This is a genomic window from Peribacillus sp. Bi96 (genome assembly GCF_918698115.1).
GTDB lineage: Bacteria > Bacillota > Bacilli > Bacillales > DSM-1321 > Peribacillus.
This window is the reverse complement of record NZ_CAKKLV010000012.1, coordinates 21487-40499: the sequence shown is the minus strand read 5'-3', so window position 1 is coordinate 40499 and position 19013 is coordinate 21487. Positions and strand designations below refer to the sequence as shown.

23 protein-coding genes are annotated in these 19013 nt (G+C 42.1%); 13 read left to right on the top strand and 10 right to left on the bottom strand.

Features of this window, described 5'->3' with window-relative positions:
* Positions 1–49: 49 nt before the first annotated feature.
* From LQ203_RS15545 to LQ203_RS15535, 3 genes are all read left to right on the top strand, one after another.
* Positions 50–1195 carry an acyl-CoA dehydrogenase family protein gene (locus LQ203_RS15545; protein WP_230159281.1) on the top strand — a complete coding sequence of 382 codons (1146 nt, stop codon included), beginning with the start codon at positions 50–52 and terminating at the stop codon, positions 1193–1195.
* A gap of 30 nt (positions 1196–1225) precedes the next feature.
* A complete protein-coding gene (locus LQ203_RS15540; RefSeq protein ID WP_230159280.1) occupies positions 1226–2377 on the top strand; it encodes a thiolase family protein in 1152 nt (383 codons plus the stop codon).
* Between the two features lie 134 nt (positions 2378–2511).
* Positions 2512–4092, top strand: coding sequence for a fatty acid--CoA ligase (locus LQ203_RS15535; RefSeq protein ID WP_230159279.1), 1581 nt, complete (start codon positions 2512–2514; stop codon positions 4090–4092).
* 441 nt (positions 4093–4533) lie between these two features.
* Here the strand turns inward: LQ203_RS15535 and LQ203_RS15530 are convergent, their stop codons facing one another.
* From LQ203_RS15530 to LQ203_RS15520, 3 genes are all read right to left on the bottom strand, one after another.
* A complete protein-coding gene (locus tag LQ203_RS15530; protein ID WP_230159278.1) occupies positions 4534–4719 on the bottom strand; it encodes a YfhD family protein in 186 nt (61 codons plus the stop codon).
* A 111-nt stretch (positions 4720–4830) separates the two neighbouring features.
* Complete coding sequence (locus LQ203_RS15525; RefSeq protein WP_230159277.1) at positions 4831–4953, bottom strand: YfhE family protein; 123 nt, start codon at positions 4951–4953, stop codon at positions 4831–4833.
* A 53-nt stretch (positions 4954–5006) separates the two neighbouring features.
* Positions 5007–5927: a TIGR01777 family oxidoreductase gene (locus LQ203_RS15520; RefSeq protein WP_230159276.1), complete on the bottom strand. Its 921-nt coding sequence runs from the start codon at positions 5925–5927 to the stop codon at positions 5007–5009.
* Positions 5928–6053: 126 nt separating this feature from the next.
* Between LQ203_RS15520 and recX the strand changes: the two genes are divergently transcribed.
* Together recX and LQ203_RS15510 are read left to right on the top strand one after the other, a co-directional pair.
* Positions 6054–6851 carry a recombination regulator RecX gene (recX, locus tag LQ203_RS15515; RefSeq protein WP_230159275.1) on the top strand — a complete coding sequence of 266 codons (798 nt, stop codon included), beginning with the start codon at positions 6054–6056 and terminating at the stop codon, positions 6849–6851.
* A gap of 73 nt (positions 6852–6924) precedes the next feature.
* Entirely contained in the window at positions 6925–7236 is a 312-nt protein-coding gene (locus tag LQ203_RS15510) for a YfhH family protein (protein ID WP_207439844.1), read from the top strand.
* Positions 7237–7271: 35 nt separating this feature from the next.
* Here LQ203_RS15510 and LQ203_RS15505 read toward each other — a convergent pair whose 3' ends face one another.
* On the bottom strand, positions 7272–7427 hold the full coding sequence (locus LQ203_RS15505; protein WP_098370608.1) for a small, acid-soluble spore protein K: 156 nt from the start codon (positions 7425–7427) through the stop codon (positions 7272–7274).
* Positions 7428–7540: 113 nt separating this feature from the next.
* Between LQ203_RS15505 and LQ203_RS15500 the strand changes: the two genes are divergently transcribed.
* Positions 7541–7807: a YfhJ family protein gene (locus tag LQ203_RS15500; protein ID WP_230159274.1), complete on the top strand. Its 267-nt coding sequence runs from the start codon at positions 7541–7543 to the stop codon at positions 7805–7807.
* A gap of 65 nt (positions 7808–7872) precedes the next feature.
* On the opposite strand, the gene LQ203_RS15495 is transcribed toward LQ203_RS15500, so the two are convergent.
* A complete protein-coding gene (locus LQ203_RS15495; RefSeq protein ID WP_230159273.1) occupies positions 7873–8850 on the bottom strand; it encodes a metal-dependent hydrolase in 978 nt (325 codons plus the stop codon).
* Between the two features lie 206 nt (positions 8851–9056).
* Between LQ203_RS15495 and mutY the strand changes: the two genes are divergently transcribed.
* Positions 9057–10175: an A/G-specific adenine glycosylase gene (gene mutY, locus LQ203_RS15490; RefSeq protein WP_230159272.1), complete on the top strand. Its 1119-nt coding sequence runs from the start codon at positions 9057–9059 to the stop codon at positions 10173–10175.
* Positions 10176–10247: 72 nt separating this feature from the next.
* The gene (locus tag LQ203_RS15485; protein ID WP_230159271.1) at positions 10248–10517 is read left to right on the top strand and encodes a hypothetical protein; all 270 of its coding nucleotides are present in this window, start codon (positions 10248–10250) and stop codon (positions 10515–10517) included.
* Between the two features lie 157 nt (positions 10518–10674).
* Here LQ203_RS15485 and LQ203_RS15480 read toward each other — a convergent pair whose 3' ends face one another.
* Complete coding sequence (locus tag LQ203_RS15480; protein WP_230159270.1) at positions 10675–10899, bottom strand: hypothetical protein; 225 nt, start codon at positions 10897–10899, stop codon at positions 10675–10677.
* A gap of 68 nt (positions 10900–10967) precedes the next feature.
* On the opposite strand from LQ203_RS15480, the gene fabL reads away from it, so the two are divergent.
* From fabL to LQ203_RS15455, 5 genes are all read left to right on the top strand, one after another.
* The gene (fabL, locus tag LQ203_RS15475) at positions 10968–11717 is read left to right on the top strand and encodes an enoyl-[acyl-carrier-protein] reductase FabL (protein WP_230159269.1); all 750 of its coding nucleotides are present in this window, start codon (positions 10968–10970) and stop codon (positions 11715–11717) included.
* Positions 11718–11798: 81 nt separating this feature from the next.
* A complete protein-coding gene (locus LQ203_RS15470; RefSeq protein ID WP_230159268.1) occupies positions 11799–12062 on the top strand; it encodes a gamma-type small acid-soluble spore protein in 264 nt (87 codons plus the stop codon).
* A 171-nt stretch (positions 12063–12233) separates the two neighbouring features.
* A complete protein-coding gene (locus LQ203_RS15465) occupies positions 12234–12488 on the top strand; it encodes a YgaB family protein (RefSeq protein ID WP_230159267.1) in 255 nt (84 codons plus the stop codon).
* A gap of 235 nt (positions 12489–12723) precedes the next feature.
* The gene (locus LQ203_RS15460; protein ID WP_230159266.1) at positions 12724–13257 is read left to right on the top strand and encodes a DUF402 domain-containing protein; all 534 of its coding nucleotides are present in this window, start codon (positions 12724–12726) and stop codon (positions 13255–13257) included.
* A gap of 181 nt (positions 13258–13438) precedes the next feature.
* The gene (locus LQ203_RS15455) at positions 13439–15187 is read left to right on the top strand and encodes an ABC transporter ATP-binding protein (protein WP_230159265.1); all 1749 of its coding nucleotides are present in this window, start codon (positions 13439–13441) and stop codon (positions 15185–15187) included.
* A gap of 91 nt (positions 15188–15278) precedes the next feature.
* Here LQ203_RS15455 and LQ203_RS15450 read toward each other — a convergent pair whose 3' ends face one another.
* The 4 genes from LQ203_RS15450 to LQ203_RS15435 all read right to left on the bottom strand — a co-directional run bounded on the left by LQ203_RS15450 (position 15279) and on the right by LQ203_RS15435 (position 19011).
* Complete coding sequence (locus LQ203_RS15450; protein ID WP_230159264.1) at positions 15279–16199, bottom strand: DMT family transporter; 921 nt, start codon at positions 16197–16199, stop codon at positions 15279–15281.
* A 282-nt stretch (positions 16200–16481) separates the two neighbouring features.
* Complete coding sequence (locus LQ203_RS15445; protein ID WP_230159263.1) at positions 16482–16829, bottom strand: hypothetical protein; 348 nt, start codon at positions 16827–16829, stop codon at positions 16482–16484.
* Positions 16830–16842: 13 nt separating this feature from the next.
* Positions 16843–17373, bottom strand: coding sequence for an NAD(P)H-dependent oxidoreductase (locus LQ203_RS15440; RefSeq protein WP_230159262.1), 531 nt, complete (start codon positions 17371–17373; stop codon positions 16843–16845).
* 18 nt (positions 17374–17391) lie between these two features.
* Complete coding sequence (locus tag LQ203_RS15435) at positions 17392–19011, bottom strand: DHA2 family efflux MFS transporter permease subunit (RefSeq protein ID WP_230159261.1); 1620 nt, start codon at positions 19009–19011, stop codon at positions 17392–17394.
* Positions 19012–19013: the final 2 nt, after the last annotated feature.

The following is a 19013-nucleotide window of genomic DNA, read 5'->3' as shown; positions in this document are numbered from 1 at the left end:
CCATCAATGGGGAGGCGATATGACAAAGCATGCAGAGGAGATAAAACAGATGAAACATCCATATCTTAGTGAAGAACATGAGATATTCCGTAAGTCATTCCGAAAGTTTTTAGAGAAAGAAGCGGTTCCACACTATGAACGATGGGAGGAAGAACGGATCATTCCCCGTTCATTTTGGGTGAAGATGGGGGAGCAGGGCTTTTTATGTCCAGACCTTGAAGAAGAGTATGGGGGCTCCGGGGTAGATTGGGGCTTTGCGGTCATAATTAATGAAGAATTAGAAAGAGTGGGTTCTGGTTTCATAGGTTTTGGGCTTCACAGTGACATTACTGTTCCGTATATTGCCGCTTACGGAAATGAGTTGCAGAAACAGCGCTGGCTTCCAAAATGTACGTCAGGGGAAAGCATTACAGCCATCGCCATGACAGAGCCTGGAACAGGTTCGGATTTGGCCAACATTAAAACGACTGCGATTTTGGATGGAGATCACTACATATTAAATGGCCAAAAGACATTCATTACAAATGGAATACACGCGGATCTAGTTATCGTGGCTTGCAAAACGGATCCAAGTGCAGTTCCGAAGCATAAAGGCGTAAGCTTAGTCGTGGTTGAAAGGGATACACCCGGATTTTCCAGGGGAAGAAAACTGAAGAAGCTTGGTTTACACAGTCAGGATACAGCAGAACTCATTTTTGAGGATTGTCGTGTTCCAAAGGAAAATCTGCTTGGTGAAGAAGGCAAGGGTTTTACCTATTTAATGGAGAAATTGCAGCAGGAACGCCTTGTCGTAGCGATTTGTGCCCAAACGGCATCTGAGGATATGCTTGCCGATACGATTGAATACGTGAAAAGCAGGGAAGCGTTCGGAAAATCCGTGAGTCAATTTCAAAATACACAATTCAAAATTGCCGAAATGGCAACTGAAATCAAAATGGGGCGTGTGTTCCTTGATCAATTGATCTCCATGCATATGGCGGGTGAACAGGTCGTTACAGACGTGTCGATGGCAAAATGGCGTTTGACGGAGACTGCGAGAAAAATATCCATTGAATGTATGCAGCTACACGGCGGATATGGATATATGGAAGAATACAAGATTGCCAGAAGGTATCGGGATGTACCAGTGGCAAGCATCTATGCGGGAACAAATGAAATCATGAAGAAAATCATCGCTAAGAACCTTGGGCTTTAATAAAAACAGGATGAGAAGGGGAGAGAGTATATGCGTGAAGTGGTTATCGTTGAAGGCATTCGCACTCCAGTCGGAAGAAGGAACGGTGTCTTGAAAGACATTCGCCCAGATGATCTAGCCGGGGAAGTATTGAGGAAGCTGATCGAAAAGGCGGGCATTGATCCTGCTCTTGTCGATGATGTCATTTTAGGGTGTGTTTCACAGTCTGGGGAACAGGCCGGTGATATAGCACGCGTTGCTGCACTGATTGCCGGTTATCCGATTGAAGTGCCGGGAACGACGATTGATCGTCAATGCGGGTCAAGTCAGCAGGCTGTACATTTCGCTTCCCAAGCCATTTTGTCAGGGGACATGGATGTGGTCGTGGCAGGGGGAGTGGAAAACATGTCCCGGGTCCCTATGGGGTCAAATTATCAAGGAGCTGTAACAAGTCAGAAGTATTTAGACAACTATGAGGTGATCAACCAAGGTTTATCAGCAGAAAGAATCGCGGACAAGTGGGGAATCACACGTGAGGAATGTGATCAGTTTTCCGTCGAAAGTCACGCTAAAGCAATTCGTGCTCAAAAAGAAGGCCATTTCAACCGTGAAATGATCTCATTAACGGGTACCGATAAAGAAGGAAATCATATGGAAGTTACAGAAGATCAAGGGCCAAGGGCTGGAACTACGCTTGAAGTACTCGCAGGGTTGAAAACGGTTTTTCAAGAAGACGGTTTAATTCATGCCGGGAACTCAAGCCAGATCAGTGATGGTGCCGCCGCCTTATTATTGATGGAGCGCAGAAAAGCGGAAGAACTTGGATTGAAACCGCGATTTAAAGTGCATACACGGGTTGTTGTTGGGTCAGATCCCACCCTGATGCTGACGGGCCCGATTCCCGCCACTCATAAAGCTTTGGAAAAAGCAGGACTTTCCATTGATGATATTGATATCTTTGAAGTGAATGAGGCTTTCGCTCCTGTACCGATTGCCTGGCTAAAAGAAACGGGGGCAGATCCTAAGAAGCTTAATCCAAATGGCGGGGCGATTGCTTTAGGGCATCCTCTTGGCGGCAGTGGTGCCCGAATAATGGTGTCAATGATTCATGAGTTAGAAAGAACTGGCGGCCGCTATGGGCTGCAAACAATGTGTGAGGGCCACGGCATGGCGAATGCCACCATCATTGAAAGATTGGACTGAAAAGGGACTGTCTGGTTATGAACATTTGTAATTCGCACGAAAGTAAAAGCTGAAAAAGGATAAAGACCTTACCATCGGCAGGCTGACGTGAACTCATTCCGTTGATGGTGGGTTTACTTGAGGAGGATAATGATATGTCAGTAACGATTAAAAATATCTTTGATCAGACGGTTCAGAAATTCCCCATTAAAGAAGCTATCTACGACGTGAGAAGAAATATCCGCTATACGTATATTCAGTGGAATGACCAGGTGAATAGACTGGCGGCGGCCCTTCAAGCGGAAGGAGTGCGAAAAGGGGACAGGGTCTCTACCTACCTTTACAACAATGAAGAGCTTGCCACCGCATTTTTTGCCTGTGCAAAAATCGGCGCAATCTTCAATCCAATCAACTTCCGCTTAATGGCAGAAGAGCTGGCCTTCATCTTAAGTGACGCAGCCCCAAAGGTCGTTTTATTCGAACAGGAGTTGGAATCGAATATTGCCGATGTTGAAAAGCGATTCCCAGAAATGGCTTTCTGGTATATTGATGATCATGTGCCTGGATATGCCAAAGGCTACCGCCAAAAAATGGCTAGTGTCTCATCACAGCCCGCTGAGGTGGACGTTCACGAGGATGATGTTTATGCCATCATGTATACGAGCGGGACAACCGGACGTCCAAAAGGTGTCATTCACCTTCATAAAGATATGGTCAAACAATCTGAGATATTAATTGAGGCAATGAAGTATGATCGTTCAGATATCGGTTTGATTACTGCACCGATGTTTCATTGTGCAGAACTGCACTGTTCCTTTTTACCTCGCGTACAGGTTGGTGCCACGAATGTCTTACTGCATCAGTTTAATCCTAAAAAGGTAATGGAACTAATTGAATCCGAGGGAATCACCAAGTTATTTGCTGCACCTACGATGTGGAACATGCTCATTCAAGAAAACCTGGATGAGTATAAATTCCAAAGTTTGAAACTAGGGCTTTATGGAGCGGCTCCAATGGCGCCAACACTTGTACGTGCATGTCAGGAGAAACTGGGCATCCAGTTCATCCAAGCATACGGAATGACGGAAATGGGTCCAGCCATCACTCTCCTATTGGAAGATGATCAAATTAGAAAAGCGGGGTCTGCCGGCAAAGCATGCTCCAATCATGACATCATCATTGCCCGTCCCAATGACGAAGGGCCAGCGGATCCCGAGGATAAGCTGGAGCCTGGTGAAACAGGGGAAATTCTTGTGAAAGGTCCATGTATCATGAAAGGTTACTTTCAAAAAGATGCAGAGACGGAAAAAGCGCTTTACAAAGGCTGGTACCATTCTGGTGATATCGGTTTTCTGGATGAAGATGGATATCTGTGGGTCAAGGACCGAGTGGACGACATGATTATCTCCGGAGGAGAAAATGTGTATCCGCGTGAAGTCGAAGACACTCTTTATGAGCATCAAGGCATTCTCGACTGTGCAGTGCTTGGTCAGCCCGATGATAAATGGGGGGAACTGGTAACAGCATTCATCGTAGCTAAAGATAAAGCATTGAGGGAAAGCGATTTAGAAGCCTGGTGTAAGAACAGTAATACACTGGCTAATTATAAACGTCCAAGAAAATATATCTTCTGTGATGAGTTGCCTCGGAACGCAAGTGGTAAGATTCAAAAATTCTTGCTTCGTAAACAGTTGGAAGGAATGGCTGATGACAAAAGTTTGTGGAACTTCCTTTAATGGCGAGGGTATAGGTTTGACTTTATATTGACTGGTTGGTTAATTGTTTGGCATACAACATTACCGAGAACCCATTCTATTGAGGGGGGAAGGTAAGTAAGGGCAATCATTCAATTCACCAAAAATCCGTAAAAAGGGATATCACAGCAGCTGGTCACAATTGATGCTTTAGTAAATTGGGAATAATAATCCTATCGAATCAAACAGGGAAAGTGAAAAGTTATCCACAACATAAGTATAGCGTAATCAGCGGCATACATCCTTTATCCACATAATCCACAGGGTTATCCAGAAATAACATTATTTTCATGTTAGTAAGGCGAGTAATTGTACCTACTCCTTGTCAGTATTTTCAGAATATATCCACAATATACACAGGGGTGTGGATAAACGTTGTGTATAAGAAGATAATTGGGGCTGTTTTACAGCCCCTTTGTTTATTTATTGGCGGCGATTATGAGCACGGCGGTCTGCCGCATTTGCCCGGGCTTGTGCCTCGATGTCTTCCTGGTCAGCCAGTTCGGAAGAATATTCAACGTCAAGCCCGTCACTTTTCAGGTTTTTAGGAACTTGCGGAAGTTTTTGTTTGTTTTTGTCACGATTATGATGTATGTTATTACGTCCCATTTTAGCGCCCCCTAGAATAAAAATAAATAAGCTAGAGATGATTACACTTATCATCTCTAGCTTATTTTGTGTTGAATGGTTGATCAAAATGTACGGGAAAAAACTCCAAACTTAACGTCGGGATTTCTTCTCGCTAAATCCTCCAGCTCGATCTGCACTTTTAAATTCCCGAGCATAAAGAATCGCTTGGGTGCTCGTTAAGTTACTTTTTTCTTTTTCGTGTTTTTTGGACAATTAGATCATCTCCATTTCACTTAATATCCCTATTTTTTCCTAAAAGGGTACTTTCATACGTGATAATCTCCTTTTAAGATATTTTGTAAAGCATCTTTAAGGGTTGGAAAAGAAAACGTGAACCCTTCCTCTTTAAGTTTAATGGGCAGGACATTTTGTCCTTCAAGTACAAGTATACTCATTTCCCCCATCATGGTCTTGAGGATGAAGGGAGGTACAGAAAACCAATGGGGTCGGTGCAATACAGCACCTATCGTTTTACCGAATGTATCCATCGGAACGGGGGTTGGTGCCGTAAAATTGACTGGGCCTTCGATTCTTGAATCGTTCATGCAAAAGACGATTGCACGGACCACGTCGTGAATATGAATCCAGGAAAGCCACTGATTCCCTTTGCCCATCTTTCCTCCGCCAAAAAGTTTATAAGGAAGGGCCACCATTGGCAATGCTCCTTCTTTTTCTCCCAGAATCACACCAAATCTTGTAAGGACGACCCGTTTACTGTATGGGCTGGATTTAGACGCTTCCTTTTCCCATAGCTTAACAGTACGGCTCAAGAAATCATCACCGATGGATTCAGAGGTTTCAGTAAAGGTTTCATGGTCCGAAATACCGTAATATCCGATTGCACTTGCATTGATGATGACAGACACTTTATCGGGCAGTGCGGAAAGGATCCGGTTCATCTCTTTGGAAGCTTCGACCCTGCTTTCGACAATCCGCCGTTTTCGTTCAGGAGTCCAACGCCCGCTGCTTAATGATTCACCAGCAAGATTTATGAAAACATCGAGTCCCGCCAAATGGAGTTCCGGCTTAGCGTCCTCGATCAACCAGCCGATATATGTCAAATTTTCCTGTTTGTTAAATTTTTCGGGATGACGTGTCAAAATATATATATCATGATTTTCTTTTGATAATTCATCAATAAGGGCTGTGCCGACAAAACCGCTTCCACCAGCAATGGCTATTTTCATGAAAACCACTTCCTTTCCCTATCTTTCCTTCACTTTAACATGCCCATGTGCTTTTTTCATTTTTAGACATGCTATATATAGAAATGGTACACGTAAAGGGGTAAAGTAGGGGTGGGGGTGGATTTTATGCCAAACATAACAAAAATAACAACTCAAAAAAAACGTAAAGATCGTTATAACATTTTCGTTGATGAAAAATATGCTTTCAGTGTGGACGAAGAAGTGCTATTGAAATTTCATTTGAAAAAGGGTACGGCACTTGATGACCTGCTATTAGCTGAAATACAATTCCATGATGAAATCCAAAAAGCATTTACCGATGCACTTAATTATTTATCATACCGAATGCGTTCGGAATCGGAAATTCGCCTTTATTTAAGAAAGAAGGACGCGGAAGAGCCGATCATAAAGGAAGCGATACATAAGCTATACAGCTTTAATTATTTAGATGACCTTGAATTTGCCAAAGCTTACGTACGTACCCATGTGAACGGAGGCAATAAAGGGCCCACTACCCTGAAGCTCGAGCTGAAGGAAAAGGGGATACAAGAAAAATTGGTTGTCGAGGCACTAAAGGAATACCCCTACGATATTCAAATTGAGCATGCAAGAAAACTTGCTGGAAAATCTGTCAAAAAGGAAAAAAACATTTCGGAGCGGGCATTAAGGCAGAAGCTTGAACAAACTTTGTTACGAAAAGGTTTCCCAAGAGATGTCATTCTTGAAGCACTTGAAGATGTGACAGTTGAGAAGGATGAGGATGAACAATGGGATTCGCTATGCCATCATGCTGAAAAAATGCAACGCCGCTACAAAAATCATGAAGGCTTCGAATATGAACATAAGATGAAGCAAGCATTATACCGAAAAGGTTTTCCAATAGAATTAATTGAGCGTTATCTTTCCAATCCCGACAGTGATTAAGTACATCGATAGCCAAATCACAAAATTTTGTTTAATATAGAAGTAAATTAATTCTTCATTTAAGGAGCCATATATGAGCGACATAAGATACAGCAAGTTATCTGCCTATGAATTACAACAGGAAATTGCAGCGTTGACGGAAAAGGCGAGAAAAGCTGAGCAATTGGGAATGGTTAATGAATTTTCTGTATTGGAACGAAAAGTGACGATGGCCAAGGCCTATCTGTTAAATCCGGATGACTTCAAAAAAGGTGAAATTTATCAAATAGATGGAGATCCCGGTGTCTATTTCAAAATTGATTATATGAATGGCGTATTTGCCTGGGGTTACCGCTTAGGCGGAAGCGGAAAGGAAGAGGCACTGCCCATTTCGATGTTGAAATAAAAAGGAACCGAGGAAAGCCCCGATTCCACCTGAAGTTAATTCGATCGCTCGTTTGATGCTTTCATTCGTTCTTGAGGGTGTGTATTAATACTGCCATCTGCACGCTTTGAAGCATATCTTGCCTTTGCACGAGGCTCGCCATGAAATTTATTGTTGTTTTGGTTGGGGAATCCTTTTTGTTTATTTCGCAAGTTTTTCTCCTCCAAGCATCAGATTAAAGAAAGAAGCGTTTCCGCTTATCACTAGTATGGGTAAGGAACAGTATAGTTCAGTCTGTAAAAATATTGGCAATGAGGTGGTTCTAATGAATGATTACCATGAAAGATTAACCAAGATACTGCTTGAGAAAAATGAGCACATCACGTATGAGCAAGCCTTGACTTGGGTGGAATTATTATGGGAAGATTTCGAAGCGACCTATGCAAAAGCTGGACATGAGTATGCCGGGGAAGAAATGACATCACGTGTAGTAAGGACCTGGATTGATAATTATGGTGAACAATTCCACGAGTTCATTGCAAAAAATCCTAAATATCAACATTTATTAAATCAGCAGAATCGATTGCATTAAAAAAGCTGGTTCCAGAGGGGTTTCCCTGGAATCAGCCTTTTTTCGATGTATGCGAATGTATGCGACTACAATATGATATTCAATTTCTTCTGCAGTTTCGCTTCGCTAAAGATCCATCCTGTATATGAATTCAAGATATTCAAATCGTTGTCTAAATGGACGACTGCCACGAATGGGTAGTACCCATTGCTGCGGTATCTTAAATCGATAAAACGTACTTCATAATATTCTTTTATTTGTTCGATTTCAAAGCGGTAAACCGGAGAAAAGGACAGAAAGGCTGCCAAGTTGATATCCTTCTTGGCGACTTCGAGAATTTCACTTTCAGGCAATGGCACTCGATCAAACGTATCAAGAATGGTCACACGCCCATTATCGGCTCGTGCCACATAATAATTCTTTTCGGTAATCACGGCAATTTTCCAGCGGTGAAAACGCATGGTCGGTGATAAAAGGATTTTCCTTGCTCCCGGGATTTGCTGCTTAACGGCTCGTTTAATAAAAGCCTGTTCCCTGAATCGAGAGATATAATAGATGACGAGTATTCCGTAAATCGAGAGAAATAAATAGCCTGGGGGAAATCCATAGCCCCATAATATCAGTCCGGCAACATGTATTCCAAAAATGAACGGGTCAAATGTATTGATGACCCCTAAAGCTACCCATTTTGACGAAATCGGCCTAAGGGCCTGAGTCCCATAAGCATTGAATATATCCACGAATACATGGAGGAATACAGCTATAAAGGTCCAGAGCCAAAGATGAAGGTAATTTGCTTCAGGTATGATGGCAAAAAGAGCTCCGCTGATAATCAAGGGCCAAAGTAAAACAGCGGGAATGGAATGCGTGATTCCACGGTGGTTTCGTATATATACAGCGTTATTCCTTAATTTTAGAACGGTGTCAATGTCTGGAGCTTGTGATCCCAATATTGTACCTGCTATGACTGCACTTGCAGTGATCGGGCTCTGCGCAATGACAGGATCTAATGTGGCAAGACCTCCAAGAGCAATTCCCATGACAAAGTGAGTACCTGTATCCAAAAATCTAACCTCCCTGCCACAATTTAAAAAAATGGTCTTCTTTAATCATACCGTATTTATATATTAACCATCAAATGAATATAATTTGATTTATTTTTGTGACCCATTACAATAAAAATGGATGTGAACATATTACTTAAAAAAGAATGCCTTATAATAGGTATTCCCATTTTTGATAAGAGTGTAACATTTTTGGAGGAACTGATTTGAAAGAAATAATGATCCCGACAATAGAAAAAATAAAAATTGAAGAATTTCAACAAGATTTAGTTTCCTGGTTTCAAAAAGAACAAAGACAATTGCCATGGAGGGAAAATAAGGACCCGTATCGTGTTTGGGTTTCTGAAATCATGCTTCAGCAAACGAGAGTGGATACGGTGATTCCTTATTTCAACAGGTTTGTGGAATGGTTCCCCACACTTGAGGATTTTGCCAATGCCGATGAAGAGAAAATCTTAAAAGCATGGGAAGGCCTTGGGTATTATTCGCGTGTAAGGAATCTTCAAAGTGCCGTTCAGGAAGTGAAGGCATCTTATAATGGGATCGTGCCGGATGATCCCGAGGAAATCTCCAAATTGAAAGGGGTTGGACCTTATACGGCTGGTGCTATCCTAAGCATCGCCTATGGCAAGCCGGAGCCAGCTGTCGATGGAAACGTCATGCGTGTATTATCGCGGATATTGATGATATATGAAGACATTGCAAAGCCAAAGACGAGAAAAACATTTGAGGCTGCTGTCAGAAAGCTGATCGATCATGAACATACTTCTGCCTTTAATCAAGCCCTGATGGAACTGGGGGCATTAATCTGCACACCTGGTAAGCCAGCCTGCCTGCTATGTCCCGTTCAAAGGCATTGTCTTGCATTCGAAGCAGGGGTTCAATCAGAACTTCCTGTTAAAATCCAAAAGAAAAAAACGCGGGATGTACCCATTGTGGCTGCCGTTTTAACAAATGAAAAGGGTGAAGTTTTAATTCACAAGCGGGCATCTGAAGGATTGCTGGCTAACCTTTGGGAATATCCGAACTTCGAGAACCATTCATCCCTTTTGCATAAGCGGGAATTCTTCGAGAGTCGTTTTCAGGAAATGTACGGTGTCAAACCGGAAATCACGGAATCTCTTGTGAGAATTGAACATGTTTTCTCACATCTTGTTTGGAAAGTGGACACGTATACGGGAATGGTCAATGAAAAGATCAGTGAAGAGACGTTAAGAGAACACCAGCTCAAGTGGGTTAGTGAAGAAGAGATGGAGGAGTTCGCATTTCCGGTTTCCCACCAAAAGATGATGAAAGCCTACAAAGAAAAAGCACGTATTGAATAAATGCTTTTTTTGTTTACCTTTATGAAAACACGTTTTGGTATATGGTAATATAAGGTTATTGGAGGTGGGGAAATGAAGGTGGTCATTCAAGCATTCATCGGTTCTATCATCATACACGCTTTATATATGGGCAGTGCGATTCTGGTAGGTGCTGTAAAAACAACCCTGTATAAACCAGACGTAGTAAATGCTTGGGAACAAGTAGGGGCATTACAGAATGAAACTGCATTCGGTAAGGTGATGTCACCTTCCGTTTATTCGTTGACATTCCTTTGGACAGCCCTGATTTGTGGAATCGTAATTCTATCGTACAAAAAAATCGTGATTTTAAAACAAAAATGATTGGAAAGCGAGTGTCTGGAGTGAAAATGCAACATTTGAATTTTACACCCCTCAAAAAAACTGTAGTCAAACTCCATTTTCATCGAGAGTTTGACTACAGTCTGCGAGGATATCCGCTAAGATATCCTCTTCTTTTTGTTGAAATTCAATAATGAAATCAATCGTAAATGGTATTCGTACCATGAGTATAATCGGCTTCCTGTCTGCTAAGTCCGCCTCTATTTTCAATTTCTTTGACGATTTCACTATGGATACTCTGTCCTTCTTGGTTTAAATAAGGTACCATTTGTTGAAGGGAGTGATGAAAATAGGCAAGTTCACTATTTTCCCAATCCGATTTTTTCATCATCGACAACTCTGTCATATCACGTCCAACATACATAACAGTAACACTCCTTAAAAAAATGATTTTTAAAACTCGGTGTTTACTCAGAAAGGATGAATAAACGAATGGAACAAAAAGTGGCGCTCGTTACAGGTAGTAGCAAAGGTTTAGGAAGAAGCACGGCAATAAAACTTGCAGAGGAAGGTTACGACCTCGTTATTAATTATGCCCGGAGCAAGTCGAAAGCATTAGAAGTGGCAGCCGAAATTGAAGCATTGGGGCGTAAAGCTCTGGTAGTGAAGGCGAATGTCGGTGACGTCGCGAAAGTGAAAACCATGTTTGAGGAAATCGATGCCTTTTATGGACGTTTGGATATCTTCATTAATAATGCGGCATCAGGAGTACAGCGCCCATTGATGGAGCTTGAAGAATCCCATTGGAACTGGACAATGGATATCAATACGAAAGCGCTCCTTTTCTGTGCACAGGAAGCGGCGAAACTAATGGAGAGGAACGGCGGAGGGAAAATCGTCAGCATCAGTTCACTTGGATCCATTCGCTATTTGAAAAATTATACAGCTGTGGGTGTTTCCAAAGCTGCGCTTGAAGCTCTGACAAGATATTTAGCGGTCGAACTGGCTGCGAAAAACATTTGTGTCAATGCCGTTTCAGGCGGTGTGATCGATACGGATGCCCTAAAGTCTTTCCCGAATCGGGATGAAATGCTTGCTGAGGCGGCAGAACAGACTCCTGCTGGGCGGATGGTCGAAGTGGAGGATATGGTGAGCACCATTCTGTTTTTAATTTCCGATGGGGCAAGTATGATTCGTGGACAAACCGTTATAGTTGATGGAGGCATTTCATTACTTGTTTAATATAACTGGAAAAATTTAAATGTTTTTAGTTGGATAACACTTCCGGATAATGGTTATCTTATTATCGTGGAGGTGATATCAATGGCTAAAAACAATAATAAATCACAAGCAGGTACTAACGCTCAACAAGTGAGACAACAAAACGCGCAATCTCAACAAGGTCAAGGCCAATACGGCACTGAGTTTGCTTCTGAAACAAACGTTCAACAAGTGAAGCAACAAAACGCTCAATCTCAGCAAAATAAGGGCCAAGGCCAATACGGCACTGAGTTTGCTTCTGAAACTAACGTTCAACAAGTGAAGCAACAAAACCAAAAATCTCAAAGCAATAAAAGCCAAGGCTAATTGCCATAACAAAACGAAAGGCGTCCTTCTTTTGAAGGATGCCTTTCGTTTTTTTGCTTCCTTTGAATTCGACAAATGTTTCATCGTGTTTACATTTTATGTCAAAGGAGATATCAGAATAAAATAGAATATACATACTATAGAAAAAATACAGATTAGGAAGGTGCATTCATGGAGGAATTTAACCGGCTAATAAACAACCAGTTGAAAACGATGGATAAGCTTTTACTTTTACAATCCGAAATCGAGAGATGCCAGGATATAGAGAAGCAACTCCTTGCCCTGCAAGAAGAGAGTGAAGCAGTCACCATTCAGGAAGAGATTCAACTCAAGAAGCAGGAATTGAAAAGTATCCATGATATGTTCGAGAGGCAAACGGAAGAAGTGATCCGTTATTTTCAGCAAGAACAGGCTGCAATACAATAAATAATTGGCTAATTTCTAAGATAAAATGGGTGGATGGGTCAGACTTTTTCGACTTATTTACACATTTGCACTGGGAGATTAGCCACTTTTGTTTTAAATTCATGAATAAATCGCTATAATATAGGAATATAGGGTAAATGGAAAAAAGTATATATTTTTAAATACACACAATAACTGCAAACGGAATAGGGCACAGTACGCTGTCAGGGTGTCTATAGAAAGTAGGGAGAGATAAATGGGGATTGTTCCTGCCGAAGGAGGAAAAATCCAAATCCATAGCTATAAACATAATGGACATATCCATCGTATCTGGGAAGAGACAACCGTTTTAAAAGGGACCCAAAATCTGATGATAGCGGCAAATGACCGTACTATGGTGACGGAATCAGATGGAAGGACCTGGATTACAAGAGAGCCGGCGATTTGCTATTTTCATTCAAAGTATTGGTTTAATGTTATCGGTATGTTAAGAGAGGACGGGGTTTATTATTATTGCAATATCAGTTCTCCGTTCACATATGATTCCGGAGCATTAAAATACATTGATTATGACCTGGACATTAAAGTATTCCCAGATATGACGTTTAATTTGCTGGATGAGGATGAATATGAAAGGCATCGGAAAGAAATGAATTACCCTGATGCCATCGATTCAATATTGAAACAGAACGTAGACTATTTAATTTATATGATACGCCAGCGAAAAGGACCATTCTCCGCAGAGTTTATTGATAGTTGGTATGAACGCTTTTTAACCTATCGAAGATAAGAAAGGCCTGCTGCTTAATTAGCAGGCTTTTTCTATTGCGTACTGAATCATTTTAAATCGTTTTGATAGTTATTCTTCGAAAAGGAAAATATAATTGAAAAGTGCATCTAAGGATTCCAATTGAACATTACTGGACTTTTTTTAGCATTGTGATTTATTGCAGGAGAAATGGAGGAATTCCGTGGAGAGCGTTAAGAGATATTTACAATTCGTCAAGCCGTATAAATGGCAGATAATCGGGACGGTTTTAATTGGAATGTTAAAGTTCGCGATACCGCTTTTGCTTCCATTGCTTAGTAAATATATCGTGGATGACATTATCGGGAATGGTGACCTGTCCAAAGCTGTGAAGTCCGAACGCCTTTTTTGGGTAATGGGCATCATGCTGTTCATTTTTGTTGCGGTGAGACCGCCTATTGAGTATTACCGCCAGTATTTCGCACAATGGACAGGAACGAAGATCTTATATGATATCCGAAATGATTTATTTACTCATATACAGAAACTGAGCTTTAAATATTATTCCAACACAAGAGTGGGCGAGGTCATCTCAAGGATGATTACGGATGTGGAACAAACGAAGAACTTTGTCATCACGGGTTTGATGAATCTTTGGCTGGATATCGCAACGATTATTATAGTGATAGCCATCATGTTTACGATGGACGTGAAATTAACCATTGTTTCCATCATCATGCTTCCATTTTATACATTTTCGATCAAGCATTTCTTTGGCAAGCTCAGAACCTATACAAGGGTCCGGTCACAGGCGTTGGCGGACGTACAGAGTCACCTTCATGAACGGGTTTCAGGGATGTCGGTCATCAAAAGCTTTGCGATAGAAGATCGGGAACAGGAATTGTTTGCGAAGCAGAACAAGAATTTCCTGGATAAGGCCCTGAAGCATACGAGTTGGAATGCCAAGTCATTTGCTGTCGTCAATACGATTACGGATATTGCCCCGCTGCTCGTGATCGGATTTGCCGGTTATCAGGTTATTCATGAACAAATGTCGCTTGGAACGATGGTTGCTTTCGTCGGTTTCATTGACCGGCTATATAACCCCCTCAGACGATTAGTTAACTCATCGACCACAATGACGCAGACATTGGCGTCCATGGACAGGGTTTTTGAATTTGTGGATGAGAAGTATGATATCGATGACGAGCCTGGTGCGAAAGAGCTGAAGCATGTAGACGGACGAATTACGTTTCAGGATGTTTCGTTTGCATATGATGAGAAAGAGGCACCTGTTTTAAAGCATATTAACCTGGATGTTTTGCCGGGAGAAACCATTGCACTTGTTGGAATGAGCGGCGGAGGAAAATCCTCGATCGTCAGTTTAATTTCCCGTTTCTATGATGTGACCGAGGGAAGGGTATTATTGGATGGGACGGATATCCGTAAATATCAAGTCCGCAGCCTAAGGGATAAAATCGGGATGGTCCTGCAGGATAATATCTTATTTAGTGAATCGGTTAAGGCCAACATCCTTATGGGACGGCCTGATGCAAGTGATGAGGAAGTATTTAAAGCGGCAAAAGCGGCGAATGCCCATGACTTCATTATGGGTTTGAAAGAGGGGTATGAAACAAAAGTAGGAGAACGGGGAGTGAAACTATCCGGAGGGCAAAAGCAACGGGTTGCCATTGCGAGGGTATTTTTGAAAAATCCGCCTATCCTCGTGCTGGATGAAGCCACATCCGCATTGGATTTAGAGAGTGAACATTATATCCAGGAGGCGCTTGATATTTTGGCCAAAAACCGGACCACCATCATTGTGGCCCACCGGTTATCAACCATTACCCATGCCGATCGGATTGTTCATATCGATAATGGGGAAATTACCGAAATGGGTACACATGAAGAACTTATGAAAAAACAAGGGCATTACTACAACCTATTTCAAGTGCAACAATTGGATTCCTAAGGGAAAACCTACCTATGAAATATACACAGAAAAGACCATTCCTCTAATCGGGAATGGTCTTTCTTATTCTTTTACGATCTAGTGCGTCCAGTTATGAAATTCTTTTTTCATGAAATGCTTTTTCTTTATCAGGAAGGAATTGCGAAAGATACTTCATTCCCTCCGGCAAGGCGATGCCTACGATGATCAAGCACATCCCGAACCATTGCAGTGACGTAACTTGTTCATTCAAGAAGATGACGGATACGACCATCGCTGACGGCAATTCCGCTGCACATAGTATCGTTCCAAGCCCTACACCCACTTTCGGCAAACTGACGGCAAAGAAAAAGAAAGGAACAAGAACACCTAACGTCCCGAGCAACAAACCGTAGTACCAGAGGTTCGTTTGGACAAGGTTCGTAACAAGTGTGACGGGGTTTGTCGTGAACACAGCAGTCAGCATCGCACCAGTTGCAATGTAAAACAACCGTTTCATGGAAGATTCCCCAACTGCGAATTGAGAGTTGCAAAACATATAAAGAGCAAAAAGCAACGCAGATAATAATCCGAACAGTACACCTTTTAGGCTTAATGCAGAGAGAGGCTGACCAAAAATCGCCCCTGCAAATAATGTACCGATGAAGAGAACGAAAATGGCCATGAGTTTATTTTTATCCGGGCGCCTTTTATTTAAGAAACTTTCGATAAGGACGCCTATCCAGGTAAATTGAAATAAAAATACAACGGCAATCGAAGCGGGAAGTTCTGATACGGAAACGGCATAGGCCTTTCCTACGAAAGTGGACATCATGCCTGTTATTAAAAGTAATCCGGCACTTTTCCATGAAACTTTATATTTAAACGAAAATAGAAATAAAACGGAAACAATCAGCCAGCCGACAAGGTATTGACTGCCGACCAGTTCACCAGAAGAATGGCCATCCATAAATCCAAACTTGATCATGGTGGATAATGTGCCATATGAGATCGAACCAATTAACACCATTATGGAATACTTCAAAAGTTGCATGTTTTTCCCCCCTATAAAAATAAAAATCGCCACCTGCCGAATAGGCAAGTGACGAACGAAAAAAGGAAATCCTTTTAAAATTCCGTCTCTCAACAAAAGCTGAGTTTAAAAAAATGTTTGTGTTGCATTTCCTTAGCTTAAAGTCTTTCTGAATCATTGTCAACCAAAAAAATAAGTAAAACGGTCTCGTGATCGTTAAGCAAAGGCGGCAATGATCCCTTTCATGGCATAAAAACAAAAATCCCCCCAAAAGGCAAATATGCCAATGAGGGGAGCTGGATTTCAATCGCGATTCTGTTGGAAATCTTCCAATGAACCACGGTATTCTTTGTCTTTCATTTTGCTAAGATTAGGCTTTTTTTCTACAGTTGGCTCATCGTTTGGCTTTTGATTGTGAAGCTTGGAAAGCGCCAAACGATAATCCTGATCTTTCATTTTCAATTCATCATTGTCTGTCGGGACGATGATTTCGGTAACTGAATCATCATTTGAAGAGGGAGCGGACTCTTCAAATGAGTTCGCTTCCTCGACAACCGGCTTATCTTCAGGTGATAAGGCTTTGACATTGAATGTGATTAAGCACGTAACCGCTAAAATGGCAACGATGATAATTAGAATGATGATGCCCATTGAATCAAGCCTCCTAGAGCTCGTTTATGAATGAACGGGTGACATGGGCTACCCGTTTTCCTAATGCTTCTCCAAGCTGCAGGTCATTTTTGGTGATGTTGTCATCCACACCGGGCGGGCAGCTTATCCCTACACCATAGTAGGATCCATACAAGGCGTTTTCAGGGACAGTGCCGGGTAAGCCGACAATGATCATGCCTTGATGAAGCATAGGGGTGATTAAGTTCAACATGGTTGCCTCGAGCCCTCCATGTACGGTGGCCGTCGTACAGAACACAGCCCCCACTTTATTAATTAGTGCACCTTCTGCCCATAGATATCCAAGTTTATCAATCCAAGTCTTCAAACTAGAACTGATCGTGCCGAAATGGCCCGGACAGCCCCAAATGATTGCATCCATATCCTGAAGCTTATAAACATCAGCCTCGTTTACATGGTCAATGAGAACCTCGGCGCCAGGAACCTCAGCGGCTCCTTGTGCTATTGATTCGGCAAGTGCCTTCGTATGATTGCCTTCACTATCGTATACAACATAGATCTTCATTCTAATTCCCCCATTTAATTAAACCGATTTTTTTACAGGTGAAGGCAGCAAAGGTACATCCAATTTTTCTTGTTTAACTTGTTTGATGGCTTTGTCCTTCCGAACGTCACGTAAAAACAGTGAGAGAACGATACCGACAATTGCGAAACCAGTTGCCCAGAAAAATGCATCATTGATTCCCATTACATTTGCTTGCCCCTGGATTTGGGACGAAATCAGTGACATTGCAGTTTCCTGTGCCTGCTCACTAGTTTGATTCATTGAACTCATGATGGATTGAACGATTGATTGGAAGTTCTGAACAAAACCGGGATCACTCGTACTCATTTCCGTTCCTAAAGCCGTTCCATGGTATGAAGCACGGGTTGTATAAATGGTCGTCACGAAGCTCGTACCGATGGCCCCGGTTACTTGTTTCAGCGTATTGCTCATCGCCGTACCATGTGTATTCAAATGCCTCGGAAGCTGATTCATCCCAGCTGTCATGATCGGCATCATCAGTAAAGCCATTCCAAGTGAACGGATGGCATAGATGATGACCAAAGTCGAATAGGTCGTTTCTGTAGTCAATTTAGCGAATTCGAAGGTTGTAATAGCAGTGATCGCTAAACCAATCAAGGCTAATGGACGAGGTCCGATTTTGTCGAATAAGGCTCCAGAGACGGGTGACATCACCATCATCACTAGGGCACCAGGTAACATCAATAGACCGGATTGAACAGGTGTGAATCCTCTTAGTGTCTGTAAATAAATAGGCAATAAGAAAATCCCTGTAAACATGGCAACTGTAACAATGGCCGAAATGATATTCGATAATACGAACATATCATATTTAAATACACGGAAGTCGAGCATCGGTGTATCCGATTTTAGCTGTTGAACCACAAATAGGGTGAGGAGGATAAGCCCTACGATGATGGTTCCCAGAACGATGATATCCGTCCAGCCTTTGGAACCTGCTTCACTGACACCGTATAGTAGTGAAGCAACACCTATCAAGGATAAAGAGGCGCCCATCAAATCCAATTTGATTTTCTTTGGTTCTGCTACATTCCGCATATTAAAAAAGGCAAGTGTCATGATAATCAAGCCTAATGGCACCATTGCGTAGAACATGACCCGCCAGCTATATTCCTGAATGACCCAACCTGATAAAGTCGGTCCGATGGCAGGAGCAAACATGATGGCCAGCCCAAAGATCCCCATTCCTTTCCCGCGCATTTCAGGTGGAAAGATAAAAAGAATGATCGTCATGACCAATGGCTGCAAGATCCCGCCGCCAGCAGCCTGAATCAATCGACCTGTAAGGATGACGGGGAAATTTGGTGAGATGCCGCAGATGAAGGTCCCAACCGTGAATAGAAACATGGCAGTAAGGAATAACATCCGCGTGCCAAACCGTTCTATTAAAAAAGCGGAAAGTGGAATCAAAGCTCCATTTACGAGCATGAATCCAGTTGATAACCATTGAATCGTAGTCGCAGCTACATTAAATTCAGCCATCATCCTTGGCATGGCGACACTGAGCAAGGTTTGATTCAAAATGACCATGAACAAACCTAGCATTAAGATAATTAACATGGGGGCAAACTGTTTCATTCCCTTGTTTTCGTTTACTGAGATTGTTTGAGAAGCCATTT

Bases quoted from the DNA above. Each gene is read 5' to 3' on its own strand.
- LQ203_RS15545 (WP_230159281.1), top strand. From the start codon at position 50: ATGAAACATCCATATCTTAGTGAAGAACATGAGATATTCCGTAAGTCA.
- LQ203_RS15540 (WP_230159280.1), top strand. From the start codon at position 1,226: ATGCGTGAAGTGGTTATCGTTGAAGGCATTCGCACTCCAGTCGGAAGA.
- LQ203_RS15535 (WP_230159279.1), top strand. From the start codon at position 2,512: ATGTCAGTAACGATTAAAAATATCTTTGATCAGACGGTTCAGAAATTC.
- LQ203_RS15530 (WP_230159278.1), bottom strand. From the start codon at position 4,719: ATGGGACGTAATAACATACATCATAATCGTGACAAAAACAAACAAAAA.
- LQ203_RS15520 (WP_230159276.1), bottom strand. From the start codon at position 5,927: ATGAAAATAGCCATTGCTGGTGGAAGCGGTTTTGTCGGCACAGCCCTT.
- recX (WP_230159275.1), top strand. From the start codon at position 6,054: ATGCCAAACATAACAAAAATAACAACTCAAAAAAAACGTAAAGATCGT.
- LQ203_RS15510 (WP_207439844.1), top strand. From the start codon at position 6,925: ATGAGCGACATAAGATACAGCAAGTTATCTGCCTATGAATTACAACAG.
- LQ203_RS15500 (WP_230159274.1), top strand. From the start codon at position 7,541: ATGAATGATTACCATGAAAGATTAACCAAGATACTGCTTGAGAAAAAT.
- LQ203_RS15485 (WP_230159271.1), top strand. From the start codon at position 10,248: ATGAAGGTGGTCATTCAAGCATTCATCGGTTCTATCATCATACACGCT.
- LQ203_RS15480 (WP_230159270.1), bottom strand. From the start codon at position 10,899: ATGTATGTTGGACGTGATATGACAGAGTTGTCGATGATGAAAAAATCG.
- fabL (WP_230159269.1), top strand. From the start codon at position 10,968: ATGGAACAAAAAGTGGCGCTCGTTACAGGTAGTAGCAAAGGTTTAGGA.
- LQ203_RS15470 (WP_230159268.1), top strand. From the start codon at position 11,799: ATGGCTAAAAACAATAATAAATCACAAGCAGGTACTAACGCTCAACAA.
- LQ203_RS15465 (WP_230159267.1), top strand. From the start codon at position 12,234: ATGGAGGAATTTAACCGGCTAATAAACAACCAGTTGAAAACGATGGAT.
- LQ203_RS15460 (WP_230159266.1), top strand. From the start codon at position 12,724: ATGGGGATTGTTCCTGCCGAAGGAGGAAAAATCCAAATCCATAGCTAT.
- LQ203_RS15450 (WP_230159264.1), bottom strand. From the start codon at position 16,199: ATGCAACTTTTGAAGTATTCCATAATGGTGTTAATTGGTTCGATCTCA.
- LQ203_RS15445 (WP_230159263.1), bottom strand. From the start codon at position 16,829: ATGGGCATCATCATTCTAATTATCATCGTTGCCATTTTAGCGGTTACG.
- LQ203_RS15440 (WP_230159262.1), bottom strand. From the start codon at position 17,373: ATGAAGATCTATGTTGTATACGATAGTGAAGGCAATCATACGAAGGCA.
- LQ203_RS15435 (WP_230159261.1), bottom strand. From the start codon at position 19,011: ATGGCTTCTCAAACAATCTCAGTAAACGAAAACAAGGGAATGAAACAG.